Source organism: Mycobacterium sp. ACS1612 (genome assembly GCF_001667505.1).
Classification (GTDB): domain Bacteria; phylum Actinomycetota; class Actinomycetes; order Mycobacteriales; family Mycobacteriaceae; genus Mycobacterium.
Window position 1 is genome coordinate 1 of record NZ_LZHZ01000043.1, and the last position, 15,077, is coordinate 15,077.

At 67.7% G+C, this 15,077-nt stretch carries 17 protein-coding genes; 5 read left to right on the forward strand and 12 right to left on the reverse strand.

Annotation, left to right across the window (positions count from 1 at the left end; all coding sequences use genetic code 11):
* The coding region (locus tag A5724_RS33200; protein WP_156752132.1) for an IS3 family transposase at positions 1-100 on the forward strand (100 nt) is incomplete at its 5' end.
* A gap of 74 nt (positions 101-174) precedes the next feature.
* Here the strand turns inward: A5724_RS33200 and tsf are convergent.
* The gene (tsf, locus tag A5724_RS17810; protein ID WP_067804684.1) at positions 175-1,014 is read right to left on the reverse strand and encodes a translation elongation factor Ts; all 840 of its coding nucleotides are present in this window, start codon (positions 1,012-1,014) and stop codon (positions 175-177) included.
* A 12-nt stretch (positions 1,015-1,026) separates the two neighbouring features.
* Positions 1,027-1,857, reverse strand: a complete 831-nt coding sequence (gene rpsB / locus A5724_RS17815; RefSeq protein ID WP_067804687.1) for a 30S ribosomal protein S2 — start codon at positions 1,855-1,857, stop codon at positions 1,027-1,029.
* A gap of 283 nt (positions 1,858-2,140) precedes the next feature.
* Between rpsB and A5724_RS17820 the strand changes: the two genes are divergently transcribed.
* Both A5724_RS17820 and A5724_RS17825 read left to right on the forward strand, forming a co-directional pair.
* A complete protein-coding gene (locus tag A5724_RS17820; protein WP_067804690.1) occupies positions 2,141-2,626 on the forward strand; it encodes a murein hydrolase activator EnvC in 486 nt (161 codons plus the stop codon).
* A gap of 19 nt (positions 2,627-2,645) precedes the next feature.
* The gene (locus tag A5724_RS17825; RefSeq protein ID WP_067804701.1) at positions 2,646-3,608 is read left to right on the forward strand and encodes a TIGR03621 family F420-dependent LLM class oxidoreductase; all 963 of its coding nucleotides are present in this window, start codon (positions 2,646-2,648) and stop codon (positions 3,606-3,608) included.
* Between the two features lie 3 nt (positions 3,609-3,611).
* Here the strand turns inward: A5724_RS17825 and A5724_RS17830 are convergent, their stop codons facing one another.
* Genes A5724_RS17830 through A5724_RS17840 form a run of 3 tightly spaced genes read right to left on the reverse strand, consistent with a single transcriptional unit; the run spans position 3,612 to position 6,325 of the window.
* Positions 3,612-4,514: a tyrosine recombinase XerC gene (locus tag A5724_RS17830; RefSeq protein ID WP_067804703.1), complete on the reverse strand. Its 903-nt coding sequence runs from the start codon at positions 4,512-4,514 to the stop codon at positions 3,612-3,614.
* A gap of 32 nt (positions 4,515-4,546) precedes the next feature.
* Complete coding sequence (locus A5724_RS17835; RefSeq protein ID WP_067804705.1) at positions 4,547-5,707, reverse strand: alpha-hydroxy-acid oxidizing protein; 1,161 nt, start codon at positions 5,705-5,707, stop codon at positions 4,547-4,549.
* 33 nt (positions 5,708-5,740) lie between these two features.
* Complete coding sequence (locus A5724_RS17840) at positions 5,741-6,325, reverse strand: TetR/AcrR family transcriptional regulator (protein ID WP_067804706.1); 585 nt, start codon at positions 6,323-6,325, stop codon at positions 5,741-5,743.
* A gap of 107 nt (positions 6,326-6,432) precedes the next feature.
* On the opposite strand from A5724_RS17840, the gene A5724_RS17845 reads away from it, so the two are divergent.
* Positions 6,433-8,208, forward strand: coding sequence for an acyl-CoA dehydrogenase (locus A5724_RS17845; RefSeq protein WP_067804709.1), 1,776 nt, complete (start codon positions 6,433-6,435; stop codon positions 8,206-8,208).
* Here A5724_RS17845 and A5724_RS17850 read toward each other — a convergent pair.
* The 6 genes from A5724_RS17850 to A5724_RS17875 form a co-directional block, all read right to left on the reverse strand.
* The gene (locus tag A5724_RS17850) at positions 8,205-9,053 is read right to left on the reverse strand and encodes a siderophore-interacting protein (RefSeq protein ID WP_067804720.1); all 849 of its coding nucleotides are present in this window, start codon (positions 9,051-9,053) and stop codon (positions 8,205-8,207) included. The genes A5724_RS17845 and A5724_RS17850 overlap by 4 nt on opposite strands.
* A 63-nt stretch (positions 9,054-9,116) precedes the next feature.
* Positions 9,117-10,166, reverse strand: a complete 1,050-nt coding sequence (locus tag A5724_RS17855) for a hypothetical protein (RefSeq protein WP_067804723.1) — start codon at positions 10,164-10,166, stop codon at positions 9,117-9,119.
* Between the two features lie 9 nt (positions 10,167-10,175).
* Entirely contained in the window at positions 10,176-11,300 is a 1,125-nt protein-coding gene (gene dprA / locus A5724_RS17860; RefSeq protein WP_067804725.1) for a DNA-processing protein DprA, read from the reverse strand.
* A complete protein-coding gene (locus A5724_RS17865; RefSeq protein ID WP_067804728.1) occupies positions 11,297-12,808 on the reverse strand; it encodes a YifB family Mg chelatase-like AAA ATPase in 1,512 nt (503 codons plus the stop codon). The genes dprA and A5724_RS17865 overlap by 4 nt, the downstream gene beginning before the upstream one ends.
* Before the next feature lie 122 nt (positions 12,809-12,930).
* A complete protein-coding gene (locus A5724_RS17870) occupies positions 12,931-13,131 on the reverse strand; it encodes a hypothetical protein (RefSeq protein WP_067804732.1) in 201 nt (66 codons plus the stop codon).
* Positions 13,132-13,172: 41 nt separating this feature from the next.
* Positions 13,173-13,541, reverse strand: coding sequence for a YraN family protein (locus tag A5724_RS17875; protein ID WP_067804739.1), 369 nt, complete (start codon positions 13,539-13,541; stop codon positions 13,173-13,175).
* Between the two features lie 118 nt (positions 13,542-13,659).
* Here A5724_RS17875 and A5724_RS17880 point away from each other — a divergent pair, with 118 nt between their 5' ends.
* Positions 13,660-14,478, forward strand: coding sequence for a DUF1206 domain-containing protein (locus tag A5724_RS17880; RefSeq protein WP_067804743.1), 819 nt, complete (start codon positions 13,660-13,662; stop codon positions 14,476-14,478).
* Positions 14,479-14,482: 4 nt separating this feature from the next.
* On the opposite strand, the gene A5724_RS17885 is transcribed toward A5724_RS17880, so the two are convergent.
* Positions 14,483-14,881 (reverse strand): hemophore-related protein, encoded by a 399-nt coding sequence (locus A5724_RS17885; protein WP_067804746.1) that lies wholly within the window; start codon positions 14,879-14,881, stop codon positions 14,483-14,485.
* Positions 14,882-15,077 lie beyond the last annotated feature (196 nt).

The window sequence follows — 15,077 nt, forward strand, 5'->3', positions numbered from 1 at the left end:
ACTCGACGTCTACATCCACTGGTACAACGACGAACGCATCTCAATAAAGCTCAAGGGCCTGAGTCCGGTCCAATACCAGGCCCAGGCCCTCGCGGCTTAGGCTCCCTACGTCAGGGTCCAACTTTCGGGGACCACTTCAGGATACCCGAGGGCCTTCGCTGTGGTTCCGCCTGGTTACGCCTGACCGACCTCGAACCGGACGAACCGGGTGACGGTCACGCCCGCCTCGTCGAGCAGCGCCTTGACCGTCTTCTTGTTGTCGGACACCGACGGCTGCTCGAGCAGCACGACGTCCTTGTAGAAACCGGTCACGCGGCCCTCCACGATCTTGGGCAGCGCCTGCTCGGGCTTGCCCTCGTTGCGGGCAGTCTCCTCGGCGATGCGGCGCTCGTTGGCGACGATGTCCTCCGGCACATCCTCACGCGTCAGGTATTTGGCCTTCAGCGCGGCGATCTGCAGGGCGACCGCGTGTGCGGCCTCTGAGCCTTTCTCGTCGGAACCCCCGTTGTACTCGACGAGCACGCCGACCGCGGGCGGCAGGTCCGAGGCCCGCTTGTGCAGGTAGGTCTCGACGGTGCCGTCGAAGTAGGCCACCCGGCGCAGTTCCAGCTTCTCGCCGATCTTCGCGGACAGGTCCGCGATGACCTGCTCGACGGTGGTAGTCTCCGAACCTTTTTGAATAGGAGAAGCCTTCAGCGCGTCGATGTCGGTGGCCTTGGCGGCAGCGGCCGCCGCGACGATCTGATCCGCGACCGACTGGAATTCGGCGTTCTTCGCGACGAAGTCGGTCTCGGAGTTCAGTTCGATGAGCGCACCGTCCTTGGCGGCCACCAGACCCTCGGCGGTCGCGCGCTCGGCGCGCTTGCCGACGTCCTTGGCCCCCTTGATGCGCAGCAATTCGACGGCCTTGTCGAAGTCGCCGTCGGCCTCAACCAAAGCGTTCTTGGAGTCGAGCATGCCGGCGCCGGTCAGCTCCCGAAGCCGCTTGACGTCGGCAGCGGTGTAGTTCGCCAATGTTCAGCCTTTCTAGGAAGACTCAGTGGGTTCGGTTTGAGTTTCGGCGCCAGGCGACTCCGTCGACGCCGTGGCGCCTGCCAGCAGCTCCTGCTCCCACTCGGCGAGCGGCTCGGCCGCATCGGCCTCGGCCTTGTCGCCGTCGCGGCCCACGTTGGCGCGGGCCTGCAGGCCCTCGGCGACCGCGGAGGCGACGACCTTGGTCAGCAGCGCGGCCGACCGGATCGCGTCGTCGTTACCCGGGATCGGGTAGTCGACCTGGTCGGGGTCGCAGTTGGTGTCGAGGATCGCGATGACCGGGATGCCCAGCTTGCGCGCCTCACCGACGGCGATGTGCTCCTTGTTGGTGTCGACGACCCAGATGGCCGACGGCACCTTCTGCATGTCGCGGATACCGCCGAGCGACCGCTCCAGCTTGTTCTTCTCGCGGGTCAGCATCAGGATTTCCTTCTTGGTGCGACCCTCGAAGCCACCGGTCTGCTCCATCGCCTCGAGCTCCTTGAGGCGCTGCAGCCGCTTGTGCACGGTGGAGAAGTTGGTGAGCATGCCGCCGAGCCAGCGCTGGTTCACGTACGGCATGCCGACGCGGGTCGCCTCCTCGGCGATGGACTCCTGCGCCTGCTTCTTGGTGCCGACGAACATGATGCTGCCGCCGTGGGCGACGGTTTCCTTGACGAACTCGTACGCCTTGTCGATGTACGTCAGCGTCTGCTGCAGATCGATGATGTAGATGCCGTTGCGGTCGGTGAAGATGAACCGCTTCATCTTGGGATTCCAGCGACGGGTCTGGTGCCCGAAGTGGGTGCCGCTGTCGAGCAGCTGTTTCATGGTCACAACAGCCATGAGTTGGTATTTCCTTTTGTTGTCGGTTGCCGCGCGGCGCCGGGTGACGCCGAGCCCTGGTGCCTGCTCGAATGCCGAACCCCTCCGGGGAAGGGACCGACGGCATCCGGATATGACCTTGTGAAACCGGGTCATGTGTAGACACGCGAAGTCAGCCCGCTCTGCGAGCTGCGGTTAGCAGTTTACACGCTGGACAGGGGTGCTTTTTCCACACACGGGGCGCCATCCACAGATCGCGTGGACGCCCTGGCGGATATTACGTGCGACCGGCTGAACTGGTCGAATGCGATGGATCGCCCTGATGGTCGTCACGTTGCTCGTTTCCGCCCCGGCCTCAGCTGAGGGTGGCAGGTTGAATTGGCCGCTGCGGCCTCGGCCAGCGGTGCTGCGGGCGTTCGACGCGCCCTCGCCTAACTGGCACCCCGGCCATCGCGGCGTCGACCTGGCGGCGGCGCCGGGCCAACCCGTCTTCGCGGCCGCGGCCGGTACGGTCGTTTTCGCCGGTGAACTGGCAGGCAGGCCGCTGGTGTCGATCGGCCATCCCGGCGGCCTGCGAACCACCTACGAGCCGGTGCGGCCGTCGGTGCGGCCCGGCCAACGGGTCGAGGCGGGCACGGTGATCGGCAGGCTCGACGCCGGCCACGCCGGATGCGCGCCAGCGTGTCTGCACTGGGGCGCGATGTGGGGCGCGGCGTCACGGGCGGCCTACGTCGACCCGCTGGGCCTGGTGATCAGCACGCCGGTCCGGCTCAAGCCCCTTCACGGCTGACGGGCCTACCGTCGGAGGTATGACCTCCGACGATCACCGCTCACGCCCGCTTCGCTTCGGTCTGCACACCGCGCTGCCCCGCGCGACGGAGTTCGGCGCGTTCGCAAAGTCGGTGCAGGACGCCGGATTCGACGTATTGACCATCCCCGATCATCTCGTGGCATCGATGTCGCCGTTTGCGGGTGCGACGGCCGCCGCGGCGGCCACCGACCGTCTGCACACGGGCACGCTCGTGCTCAACAACGACCTGCGCCATCCCGTCGAGGCCGCGCGCGAAGCCGCGACCGTCGCCGCCCTTTCCGGTGGACGTTTCGAATTGGGCCTCGGCGCAGGGCATATGAAGTCCGAATACGACGCCGCCGGACTGCGATTCGACCCCGCCGGCACACGCGTCGACCGGCTCATCGAGGCCGTCGATGTGATTCGGGCTCTGCTGTCCGGCGAAGCTGTCGACATCGACGGCGCGCACTACTGTGTGCGCGCCGCGGCCGGTGAACTGGTCGCCGCACCCGACGTGAAGGTTCCACTGCTGATCGGCGGCAACGGAACCCGGGTGCTGCAGCTGGCGGGACGGGTCGCTGACATCGCCGGGCTCGCGGGGTTCAGCCACAACCGGGACGCGACGAAAGTCATCCTCAGCCACTTCGACGCGGCCGGGTTGAAGGACCGCATCGCGGTGGTCCGCGACGCCGCGGGCGACCGATTCGACGCCGTCGAACTGAACGCGCTGATTCAGTTCGTGGTGCCCACCGACGACCGCGAAGCGTCGGCGGCCGAACTGGCCGCGCTGTTCGGCGGCGTCTCGCCGGAGTTCGTGCTCGACTCGCCGTTCGTCCTGCTCGGCACCCACGAGCAGATGGCCGAGACGCTTGTCGCGCGCCAGCAGCAGTTCGGGGTCAGCTACTGGACGGTGTTCGACGAGTGGGTCGGCCGCGAGTCGGCGATGCCGGACATCGCGAAAGTCATTGCCCTACTTCGGTAGCGATTACGCGCGGGGGTGGGCCTGGTCGTGGACGGCCCGTAACCGGGCGACAGTGACGTGTGTGTACAACTGCGTGGTGGCCAGCGTCGAATGGCCGAGCAACTCCTGCACCACCCGCAGGTCGGCGCCGCCTTCGAGCAGATGGGTGGCGGCGCTGTGCCGCAACCCATGCGGGCCGATATCGGGCGCGCCGTCGACCGTCGCGATGGTCTGATGCACGACGGTGCGGGCCTGCCGCGGATCCAGCCGACGGCCCCGCGCGCCGAGCAGCAGCGCAGGCCCCGAATCCGCGATGGCCAGCGCCGGTCGTCCGTCGCGCAGCCAGTCGGTCAGCGCCGCCTGCGCCGGTTCTCCGAACGGGACCGTCCGCTGCTTGTTGCCCTTGCCGAGGACGTGCAGCAGCCGCCGAGACTCGTCGACGTCGTCGATGTCGAGCCCGCAGAGCTCGCTGACCCGAATACCGGTGGCGTACAACAACTCAACGATCAGCTGGTCTCGCAATGCGAGCGGATCACCTTGCTGTGCACCGGATTTCGCGGCCGTCATGGCGTCGAGAGCCTGGTCCTGGCGTAACACCGACGGCAGGGTGCGTCGCGCCTTCGGCATCTGCAACCGGGTGGCGGGATCGGTGGCCAACAGGCCGCGCCGCATCGCCCACGCCGTGAAGGTCTTCACCGCCGACGTGCGCCGCGCCAGCGTGCTGCGCGCCACGCCCGCCGACGCCTGCCCAGCGAGCCAGGACCGCAGCAGCGGCAGGCTCAGCCTGTCCAAACCGCCGTCGGGCACCTGCTCGGCGAGAAAGCCGAACAACGAACGCAGGTCACCCAGATAGGCCCGACGCGTGTGTTCGGAGCGGCCGCGCTGCAGCGCGAGGTACTCGTCGAACTCCTCGAGCACTGCGTCCACTCCCCCACCCTCGCAGACCAGCGCGCGCAGCCTCAGGTGACGCGCCGCAGCGCCTCCGGTGTCAGGTCCTTGCGCGTGGGATAGCCGTCGACGGCCATGATCAGGTCGGTCTCGGCCAGCAGCGAACGCAGCACGTGCACCACACCGTCCTCACCGCCGATGGCCAACCCGTAGGCGTACGGCCGGCCGACGCCGACGGCCGTCGCGCCCAGCGCCAACGCCTTGACGATGTCGGCGCCGCTGCGGATGCCGGAATCGAACAGCACGGGCAGTCCGTCGGCAGCGGCCACCACGCCGGGCAGGCAGTCGATGGCCGGTATCCCGCCGTTGGCCTGTCGCCCGCCGTGGTTGGAGCAGTAGATGCCGTCGACTCCTGCATCGCGGGCACGGCGCGCGTCGTCGGGATGACAGATGCCCTTGACGATCAGCGGCAGTTCGGTCAGCGACCGCAGCCACGGCAGGTCGTCCCATGTCAGTGGATTGCCGAACAGCGACACCCAGCGCAGCACCGCGGCTTGCGGATTCTCCTGCGGTGTCTGCGGCAGGCCGGCCAGGAACACCGGGTCGCTGGTGTAGTTGGCCAGGCAGCGGCCGCGCAGTTGCGGGAAGTTCGACGTCGAGAGGTCCCGCGGCCGCCAACCCGGCACCCAGGTGTCCAGCGTGACGATGATGCCCTTGTATCCGGCCGCCTCGGCGCGTTGCACGAAGCTGGCCGCCAGGTCGTGGTCGGTCGGCGTGTAGAGCTGGAAAAAGCCTGGGGTATCACCGAATTCGGCCGCGACGTCTTCAAGGGGATCCTCGGTCAGCGTCGAGACGACCATCGGCACACCGGTGCGCGCGGCGGCCCGCGCGGTCGCGAGATCGCCGTGGCCGTCCTGTGCGCAGATGCCGGTCACCCCGATCGGCGCCATGAACACCGGTGACGGCAGGGTCAGGCCGAACACCTCCACCGACAGGTCGCGCTCGCGCTGCGCATTGAACATTCGCGGCATCAGACCCCAGTTGTCGAACGCCGTCCGATTCACCCGCTGGGTGCGCTCGTCACCTGCGCCACCCGCCACGTACGACCAGATGGACGGCGGCATCGCCGCCTGCGCCTTGGCCTCCCACTCCGCGAAGGACATCGGATACGACGGCACGATGCCCGACAGGCCCTGCAGGTAGATCTCGAACTGGTAATCGCCGAATGCCATGGGCCTAGCGTGCCAGCCCGCGCCCGGATCGCGTCACCGAACCAACCGCTGCGCCACTCCCGCGTACACCTGACCCAGCTTCTGCGCGTCGCGGTGTTGACGCGACGGGAACCACCGGCACACGTCCACGCACAGCGAGGAGATCGCCATCACCACCTCGTCGACGTTGTCGACGTCGAATTCGCCCGCGGCCACCCCACCCGCCACGATTTCTGTGATGACGTCGGTGGCCTGGTGGCGCAGCGGTGCGATGGTCCGGTAGTGCGCCGGAGTCAGGCCATGCAGTTCGTATTGCACGACGCGTGCCTGCTTGTGGTTTTCGGCGTGCCAGGACGCGAACGCCGCCACCACCGCCCGCAGTCTTTTGGTGAACGCGGCGGCCGGATCGTCGGCCCGTTTCAGCGCGGCCAGCAGGCTGCTGTGGCCCTCCAGCGCGATGGCGTAGAGCAGTTCCTCTTTGGAGCGGTAGTGCGGATACATCGCCGTCGCGCTCATGTTGAGCCGCTTGGCGATCTGCCGGGTCGAGCTGCCGCCGTACCCCGATTCCGCGAAGGCTTCTATCGCGGCGCGCCGCATGCGTTCCGCCGCAGCTGAATCCGCAGCTCGATCAATGGTCATGACGGTCGGGATCCTACACGTATTTGACTTCCGACCACGGTCGGCGCATTATTAGCGAGCGCTCATAAAATGAGCGATCGCTAATGTGACGAAAGGCTGTCCCCGACATGGCGGAGTTCCTCTCGCGGCGTGACGTCGACTTCCTGCTCTACGAGTGGCTCGACGTCGTCGAACTGACCAAGCGCGACCACTTCGCCGAGCACTCCCGTGACACCTTCGACGCCGTACTCGACCTTTCGGCCGACATCGCGACGAAATGCTTTGCGCCACACAACAAAAAGGGCGACCAGAGCGAACCTATAGTCGGGCCCGACGGCAAGGTCGTGTTGATCGACGAGATCAAGGAGGCGCTGGCCACCTTCAGTGAGGCCGGTCTGCTGGCCGGGTCGTTCGACGAGGCGGTCGGCGGCATGCAGCTGCCGATGGTGGTCGCGCAGGCGTCCATGGCGTTCTTCCGGGCCGCGAACCCGAGCACGACGTCGTATGCCTTCCTGACCGTCGGGAACGCCAACCTGTTGGTGGAGTACGGCACCGGAGAGCAGATCGACACCTGGGTCCGGCCGATGCTCGAGGGCCGCTACTTCGGCACCATGTGCCTGTCCGAACCCGACGCGGGTTCGTCGCTGGCCGACATCACCACCAAAGCCGTTCCCGCCGCCGACGGCACCTACCGGATCACCGGAACCAAGATGTGGATCACCGGCGGCGACCACGAACTGACCGAGAACATCGTGCACCTCGTGCTGGCGAAGGCGCCGGGCGGCGGACCGGGTGTCAAGGGCATCTCGCTGTTCGTCGTCCCGAAGTTCCTGCCCGACGGCACCCGCAACGACGTCGCGCTGGTCAGCCTGAACCACAAGATGGGCAACCACGCCACCACCAACGCGCTGCTGAACTTCGGCGACGGTACGCACCAACCCGCCGAGGAGGCCGGCGCCGTCGGCTATCTGGTCGGCGAGGAGCACAAGGGCCTGGCGTACATGTTCCACATGATGAACGAAGCGCGGATGGCGGTGGGGTTGCAGGCGATGGCCACCGGCTACGCGGGCTACCTGGCGTCGGTCGAGTACGCCAAGGAGCGCACCCAGGGCCGTCCGGTCGGCGACAAGGATCCGGCGCGGACGCCGGTGGCGTTGATCGAGCACGCCGACGTCAAACGAATGTTGTTGGCGCAGAAGTCTTATGTGGAGGGCGCGTTCGCGCTCGGCCTGTATTGCGCGATGCTGGTGGACGAGGGGCGCACCAACGTCGGGGCCGACCGCGACCGCGCCCGATTACTGCTCGAGGTGCTGACGCCGATCGCCAAGAGTTGGCCGTCGCAGTGGTGCCTGGAAGCCAACAACCTGGCCATCCAGGTGCACGGCGGCTACGGCTACACCAAGGAGTTCGATGTCGAGCAGTGCTACCGCGACAACCGGCTCAACGCGATCCACGAAGGCACGCACGGCATTCACGGTTTGGATTTGTTGGGCCGCAAGGTGATCATGGCCGACGGCGCGGGTCTGACCCTGCTGGCCGAGCGGATCACCGCCAGCATCGATCGGGCACTGCAGTCCGAAACCACCGCGGCCTACGCCCAGCAGTTGCGCCAGGCGGTGCAGCGGTTGGTCGACGTCACCGCGACGCTGTGGGCGGCCGGCGACGTCACCATCACGCTCGCGAACTCGACCGCCTATCTGGAGGCCGCCGGACATGTGGTGGTGGCGTGGATGTGGCTGGAGCAGTTGATCGCCGCGGGCGATCATCATGGCGACTTCTACGACGGCAAACGCGCTGCGGCGCAATACTTTTACGCCTACGAGCTACCGAAGACCGGTCCACAGTTCGACCTGCTGGAAAGCCTGGACCGCACCACGGTGGACGCGAAGGCCAGTTGGTTCTAGGCGGACGCTTCCGCCGCGGCCAACTCGCGCTTCCACTGCCGGAACGTCTCCTCGGTGCGACCACGCCGCCAGTAGCCGGAGATCGACGCGGCCCACTTGGCCTCGATGCCGCGTTCCTTGCGGAGGTAGGGCCGCAGGTTGTGCATGACGGCCTGCGCCTCGCCGTGGATGAACACCTGCACCTGCCCCGGCAGCCAGGCGGCTTCCTTGACCGCGGCGATCAACGGTGCGTTGTCACCCGCGACGTCCTCGGGCACCAGGTCGGCCCGGCCGCCGCGGTAGATCCACCGCACCTCGACACCGGACGGTGCCTTCAGCGCGATCTCGTCCTCAGGTCCGGCGACCTCGATGAACACCTGGCCAATCGCGTTGTCGGGCAACGCTTCCAGCGCGGCGCTGATGGCCGGGACGGCCGCCTCGTCGCCGGCGAACAGGTGCCAGTCGGCGGCGGGGTCGGGCGAGTACGCGCCGTTGGCGTTCGTCACGTAGGCGGGTTGGCCCGGGGTGGCGGATGCCGCCCACGGCCCGGCCACGCCGTGCTCGCCGTGCACGACGAAGTCGATGGCGATCTCACGGCGCTCGGGGTCGACCCGTCGCACCGTGTAGGTGCGCACCGTCGGCCGTTGTTCGGCGGGCAGGTCGTTGAAGCTGTCCATCGTCAGCGGGTGCGGCAGCGCGGCGACGTCGACGTTGTCGTTGACGAACACGATTTTGACGTAGGAGTCGGTGCAGTCGTTGGGGACGAATGTGTCGAAGCCGGCACCGCCGAGGACGACGCGGATCAGGTGCGGGGTCAACTGTTCGGTGCGCACCACTTCGAACGTGTTCAACGGTCGCCCTGCCACTGTTCCTCCAGACTCGTTAGCCAACCTCACCGAGGATACGAGTCCGGCCGAATCAGTGGCGGGCTACCTGGCCAGCACGGCCGCCGCGGCCTTGGGCTGCCAGTCGGAGGTCAACAGGGCGCCGAAGTTGTCCTGCTCGTTGTCCCGGTCGGCGGTTTCGATGTCGCGGATCGAGAAGATGAACGCCGGACCGCTGAACCCCGATTCCGCCGCCTTCCACAACACATCGGTGATCTGCCGAGCCTGCTCGTCCTGGCTGACGCCGGCAGCCGTCGGCGCACTGGTGGGCGCACCGATCTCGGTCATCCAGATCTTTTTGCCGCCGTCGCCATTGGCGACCATCAACTGGTGCACGCGTTCCACGTCGGACCACCCGTTGTGGTCGTCGACGCCCAGCCCGTTGGGATACACGTAGGGATGCATCGCCATGGCGTCGAAGGATCCCTTCGCGCCGAGTTCGTACATCGCCTTGACGAAGGTCGGCGGATCGTCGGGCGCCCATGCGCGGCTCAGACCCGCGGCGATCACCGTGCTGTTCGGTTGAGATGCCTTGATCGCCGGATAGGCGGTCTTGAGCAGTTCGGTGTAGCGGGCCGCGCGGTCGGGCACCTGCCCGAAGAACAGCGGCACGTTCGGCTCGTTCCAGATCTCCCAGTTCGAGATCCGGTCCCGGTAGCGCTGCACCACCTTCTCGGTGAACGCGGCGAACGTGTTGGGATCGACGGGCGGCGCGCTGAAGTAACTTCCCGGCGCCCGGGCCCAATCGGGGGTGTAGGCGATCAACCCGAGCACGTTCAGCCCGCGCTGCCGCGCGCCGTTGACCCAGTGATCGACATAGCCCCAGTTGTAGGCGCCGGGCATCGGTTCGACGAGATGCCAGTCGATGAGCACCCGCAGCCAGGTGGCGCTGGTCTTGGCGACGGCGTCGAGTTCGCGGTCGGCATCGGCGGTGCTCATGTAGGTCATCGGTGCGCCGACGCCGAACCCGTACCCGTCCGCAGGCGGGGTGACCGCCCCGGCGGTCATTGCCCGCTGTCCGACGACCGTCATCGCGGCAACGAGCAGGACGACGGTGGCTATGCGGGCAACGATCCTGCTCGTCGCGCTGTGCATGGAGTCAACTTACCGGAGAGCCCGTTTCCACCGTCCACCTTGGCTGACGACCAGACCTGAGATCTCCAGCATCGAAAGCGGGCCCAGCAACTGCGTCGGTGGCAAACCCGATGCGACGGATAGTTGCTCGACGGTGCGCGCGCCGCGGGCCGGAAACGCGTCGTAGACCCGTAGTTCGTTGGGCGCCAGCCCATCCAGACGCGACGTCGGCCGCTGCGGGTCGGCGGCCAATTCACCCACGCGGCCGACCAGTTCCAGCACCTCGTCGGCGCGGGTGACCAAAGTGGCGCCGCCGCGCAACAGCACGTGGCATCCGACGGACGTCGACGACGTGATCGGCCCCGGCACCGCGCACACGCCGCGGCCCAGCGCCTTCGCCCACGCCGCGGTGTTGGCCGCGCCGCTGCGCGCCCCGGCCTCGACCACCACCGTCGCCCCCGACAACGCGGCGACAAGCCGGTTGCGGGTCAAGAACCTGTGCCGCTGCGGGCGCAGGCCCGGCGGATACTCCGTGACCAGCAGGCCCTCCCGGCTGATCCGCCGCAGCAGGTCCGCGTGGCCCGCCGGGTAGGGCACGTCGATGCCACCGGCCAACACCGCGACGGTGAACCCGTCGGCGGCCAGCGCGGCGCGGTGGGCCGACCCGTCGATGCCGTATGCGCCGCCGGACACCACCACCACATCGCGCTCTGCGAGACCTGCCGCCAACTCCCCGGCGACATGCTCGCCGTACGCACTGGACGCACGGGTGCCGACGATGCCGGCGGCGCGCTCGGCCACAGTGTCCAGACTCGCGGGACCCAGCACCCACAACGCCAGCGGGGCGCGGCCTTCCGGCCGCTTCGTCGTATCGACGCCGTTGAACGCCGTGAACGCCAGCAGCGGCCATTCGTCGTCTTCCTCGGTGATCAGCCGACCACCCAAGCGGTCCAGTGCCTCGAGATCTCCTGCAGCACAATTGATCTCATGGCGCGCCTCGGTCAACCGCAACAGTTCGTCACCCACGGCCCGCCGCTTCACCCGCTCGGCGGCCTCGACCAGCCCGACGCCGGCCACCAACGCCGCGAGTTGCGGGCACGGCGGTTCGACCACCCTGGACAGATACGCCACAGCACCCAGCCTCGGATCGGTCATCGCATCCCTCCACCTCGTCGGAAACTCAGCGCCGTGCTGACCTGATCGGGCCCCGGTGACGTCAGCCCATCCAGATCGGCAAGTGTCCACGCGACTCTCAGCGTCCTGTCCGCGCCACGGATGCTCAGCGAGCCGCGATCGAGTGCAATCTGCAGCGGTTTCATCGCATTTGATCCGAGCCGAAAATTCCTTCGCAGCAGTGCACCACTGACTTCCGCGTTGGTGCGAATCCCATACGGCCGCCAGCGTTCTGCGGCAACCGCGCGCGCGGCCGCGACTCGCTGGCGGACCACTGTCGTCGACTCACCGTCCCCGGCGGCGAACGCTCCCGCCCGCGCCATGTGCATCTCGACGCGCAGGTCCACCCGATCCAGCATCGGCCCGGACAGCTTGCCCAAATACCGGCGCTTCACCGTCGACGGGCACACGCAGTCCTTCGGATCCGCCGGCGCGCACGGACACGGGTTGGCGGCCAGCACCAGCTGGAAACGCGCCGGATAGCACGCGACACCGTCCCGGCGGGCGAGCCGAACTTCGCCTTCCTCCAATGGAGTTCGCAGCGCCTCCATCGCACTGACCCCGATCTCGGCGCACTCGTCGAGAAACAGGACGCCCCGATGCGCGCGGCTGACCGCGCCTGGCCGCGCCAGCCCTGACCCGCCGCCGACGAGCGCGGCGACGCTCGACGTGTGGTGCGGCGCGACGAACGGCGCCTGGGTGATCAGCGGCGTACTTCCTGCCAGCACCCCCGCCACCGAGTGGATGGCCGTCACCTCCAGCGACTCGGCTTCCGACAGCGGTGGCAGCAGACCCGGAAGGCGTTGCGCCAACATCGTTTTCCCCACCCCTGGTGGGCCGGTCATCATCAGGTGATGAGCACCGGCCGCGGCCACCTCGACGGCGTACCTGGCGTGCGTCTGACCCACCACATCGGCCAGGTCGACGGCGGGTTCCGGGGCCGGGGCCACCGCATCGATCCGGCCCTCGAGAACGGTGGCACCGCGTAACCAGTTGTACAGCTGCTTCAGCGTGCGCACACCCCACACGTCGACACCGTCAATCAGACTGGCCTCGGCGAGATTGGCGACCGGGACGACCACCGCGGGCCAGCCCTCCCGCTTGGCCGCCAGCACCGCAGGCAGCACACCGTTGATCGGCCGCACCCGGCCATCGAGCGCCAATTCGCCAAGCAGCACTGTCTTTTCGAGCCGTTCCCACGACTTCTTGCCGTTGGCCGACAACACCGCGCACGCGAGCGCCAGGTCGTAGACCGAACCCATTTTCGGGAGCGTCGCAGGCGAGAGCGCCAGCGTCAGCCGCGTCTTCGGCCATTCGTGCTCACAGTTGGTGATCGCGGCACGCACCCGGTCCCGCGACTCCTGCAACGCGGCGTCGGCCAGACCGACGAGATGCACCCCGGGCAGCCCGGAGCTGATGTCCGCTTCGATCTCGACGATCTGGCCGGAGAGGCCACGCATTGCCACCGAGTAGGCCCGCCCGAGTGCCATCAGCCCATTCCCGTGCGCGTGTCGGTGCGTGTCGACGGATCTGGTTCCCGATCGCTGTCCATGGCCTCAGGCTCGGCGGGGCCACCGACAATTTCGGGGCGGGGCGGCTGCTCGGATGGTGGTTATCCACAGCTGCCAAGCGGAGCCGACGTCGAAGCCGTCACTATCGGGCCATCGGTGCCTGGCGCCACGACATTCCGTGCGAGATAACCGAATCCACGGCTCTGATAGACCGGTCCGGCCTTGACGAACGACAACCCGGCCAATTGTCCGTCCTGCAGCGCTTGCGCCTTTGCGTCGAGCGCCTCATGGCCGACGGACACGCCCTCATCGTCGGTCCACCGGACGTCCGGCGAGACCGCAATCAGCCCACCGCCTGCAGGTGCGTGATCTCCGGGGTCCTGGTCCGGCCGATGCGCACACCGATCACGTCGATGCGCACCGCGGCCCAGCTCCGGTCCTGGGCCGCAAGCCACAGCCCGGCGAGGCGCCGCAGCCTGCGCAGCTTCGTCGGCGTCACGGCTTCGGACACGCCGCCGAACTGGTCGCTGGTGCGCGTCTTGACCTCGACGAACACCACGGTGCGCGCGGCGTCGTCCGCCGCGATGACATCCAGCTCCCCATATCGGCACCGCCAGTTGCGGCACAGCACGCGCAGCCCCAGTGCGGTCAGATGGTCGACGGCCAATTGTTCGCCGAGTGCGCCGAGTTCGGCGCGGGTCAACGTCGTCATGTCGCCACCTTCTGGGCCGGCACCGACAACGGCTGACGCTCATCCCCCGACGCAAACTCATCCACAATTGCGCGGCGCGCCGTTTCGACGGCGTAAAAAACGGGGTATACGGGGCGCCATGGTCGACAACTCAGCGCACGGCGCGGTCCACAGGGCAACTGACAGCGACGCCTTCGAGTACGCGGCCCGCGCCGGATTCGCCGTCAGCGGAGTGCTGCACCTCATCGTCGCGTTCATCATCGCCCAGATTGCGTTCGGCTCTGGCGGCAACGCCGACCAGTCCGGTGCACTGGCCACCCTGGCCGGCCACACCGGTGGCGCGGTGATTCTCTGGTGCGCCGCGGTGGGGCTGTTGGCGCTCGGCTTGTGGCGCGTCGCCGAGTCGATCGTCGGCGCCAAACCCGGCGAGGGCGCCGGTCCGTACCAGGACGACATCCCGGCCTGGAAGCGCGCGAAGCCCCTCGGTCTTGCCGCGGTGAACTTCGCAATCGCGTTCTCCGCGGCGCGTTTTGCGATGGGCCGCGGCCAGCAGAGCAGTCAGCAGAATGCCGGGTTGAGCGCGCAGATGATGCAATCCGGTTGGGGCAAAGCGGTTCTCATCGCCGTCGCGGTGGGGTTGATCGTCGTCGGCGGGTATCACGTCTACAAAGGGGCGGCCAAGAAGTTCTTCAAAGATCTCCGCGTATACGGCGGGACCGCGGTCACCGCCGTCGGCGTCACCGGTTACATCGCCAAGGGCATCGTGCTGGCGGGCGCGGGCGTTCTGGTCATCGTGGCCACCCTGCAGGCCGACCCGTCGAAGGCCACGGGCTTAGACGCGGCGGTCAAGACCTTGGGCCACGCCCCGTTCGGGAAGGTGCTGTTGATCGTCGCCGCCCTCGGCATCGCCGCCTTCGGCGCCTACAGCTTCGTGCGCAGCCGCTACGGCCGGATGTGAGTTGCTACATCGGCGCAGCCGATTGGGACAACGCCTGATACAGCGCAGCGATCTGCATCGGCTGAATCGCCGCGCCGCAGCCACGCTGCATATCGATCAGCGGCGCGGCAATCCCACGCAGCTCCTGGAACTCCTGTGGATGTGCGACGAAGTAATCCCGCACTGACTGCTCGGCGCCCGCTCCCTGCATGCCCGCCGCCGTCAGCACATTGTTGGCGTCCGGGTGGACATCGAGCCACCCGCCCGCGGTGTTGAGCACCCCGGAGGCGACATGGGCGAACCCGCTCGCAGTGCAATCGGGCTGTGCGCCTGCGGTCGGGATACCGACCGTCGCGGCCGCGAGCGCGCATGTGGTGAATGCGCCGAACAGGCCGCGGCGCACGGCAGTAGCTGACAACCTCATGGGGAAAGTGTTACCCCCGGCGCGGCGTGACCACGCCTGCTCAGGCGAACCGTAAGAATTCCTCGCGGTCCGCTGTGAGGCATTTTCGGCCCCGACGAGCAACAGCTGTGCGGCACCCCTCCTCCGCACCGGACGGCATCGGCAAAACCTGACACCACAGCGTCGGATCGGATGTCGATGCAGGGTAGGTTCCTTA

What these genes read in the sequence shown, in the direction of transcription:
- dprA (WP_067804725.1), bottom strand. Translation starts at nt 11,300, where the DNA reads ATGACCGATCCGAGGCTGGGTGCTGTGGCGTATCTGTCCAGGGTGGTC.
- A5724_RS17835 (WP_067804705.1), bottom strand. Translation starts at nt 5,707, where the DNA reads ATGGCATTCGGCGATTACCAGTTCGAGATCTACCTGCAGGGCCTGTCG.
- A5724_RS17885 (WP_067804746.1), bottom strand. Translation starts at nt 14,881, where the DNA reads ATGAGGTTGTCAGCTACTGCCGTGCGCCGCGGCCTGTTCGGCGCATTC.
- rpsB (WP_067804687.1), bottom strand. Translation starts at nt 1,857, where the DNA reads ATGGCTGTTGTGACCATGAAACAGCTGCTCGACAGCGGCACCCACTTC.
- A5724_RS17855 (WP_067804723.1), bottom strand. Translation starts at nt 10,166, where the DNA reads ATGCACAGCGCGACGAGCAGGATCGTTGCCCGCATAGCCACCGTCGTC.
- A5724_RS17880 (WP_067804743.1), top strand. Translation starts at nt 13,660, where the DNA reads ATGGTCGACAACTCAGCGCACGGCGCGGTCCACAGGGCAACTGACAGC.
- A5724_RS17825 (WP_067804701.1), top strand. Translation starts at nt 2,646, where the DNA reads ATGACCTCCGACGATCACCGCTCACGCCCGCTTCGCTTCGGTCTGCAC.
- A5724_RS17875 (WP_067804739.1), bottom strand. Translation starts at nt 13,541, where the DNA reads ATGACGACGTTGACCCGCGCCGAACTCGGCGCACTCGGCGAACAATTG.
- A5724_RS17840 (WP_067804706.1), bottom strand. Translation starts at nt 6,325, where the DNA reads ATGACCATTGATCGAGCTGCGGATTCAGCTGCGGCGGAACGCATGCGG.
- A5724_RS17865 (WP_067804728.1), bottom strand. Translation starts at nt 12,808, where the DNA reads ATGGCACTCGGGCGGGCCTACTCGGTGGCAATGCGTGGCCTCTCCGGC.
- A5724_RS17845 (WP_067804709.1), top strand. Translation starts at nt 6,433, where the DNA reads ATGGCGGAGTTCCTCTCGCGGCGTGACGTCGACTTCCTGCTCTACGAG.
- A5724_RS17820 (WP_067804690.1), top strand. Translation starts at nt 2,141, where the DNA reads ATGCGATGGATCGCCCTGATGGTCGTCACGTTGCTCGTTTCCGCCCCG.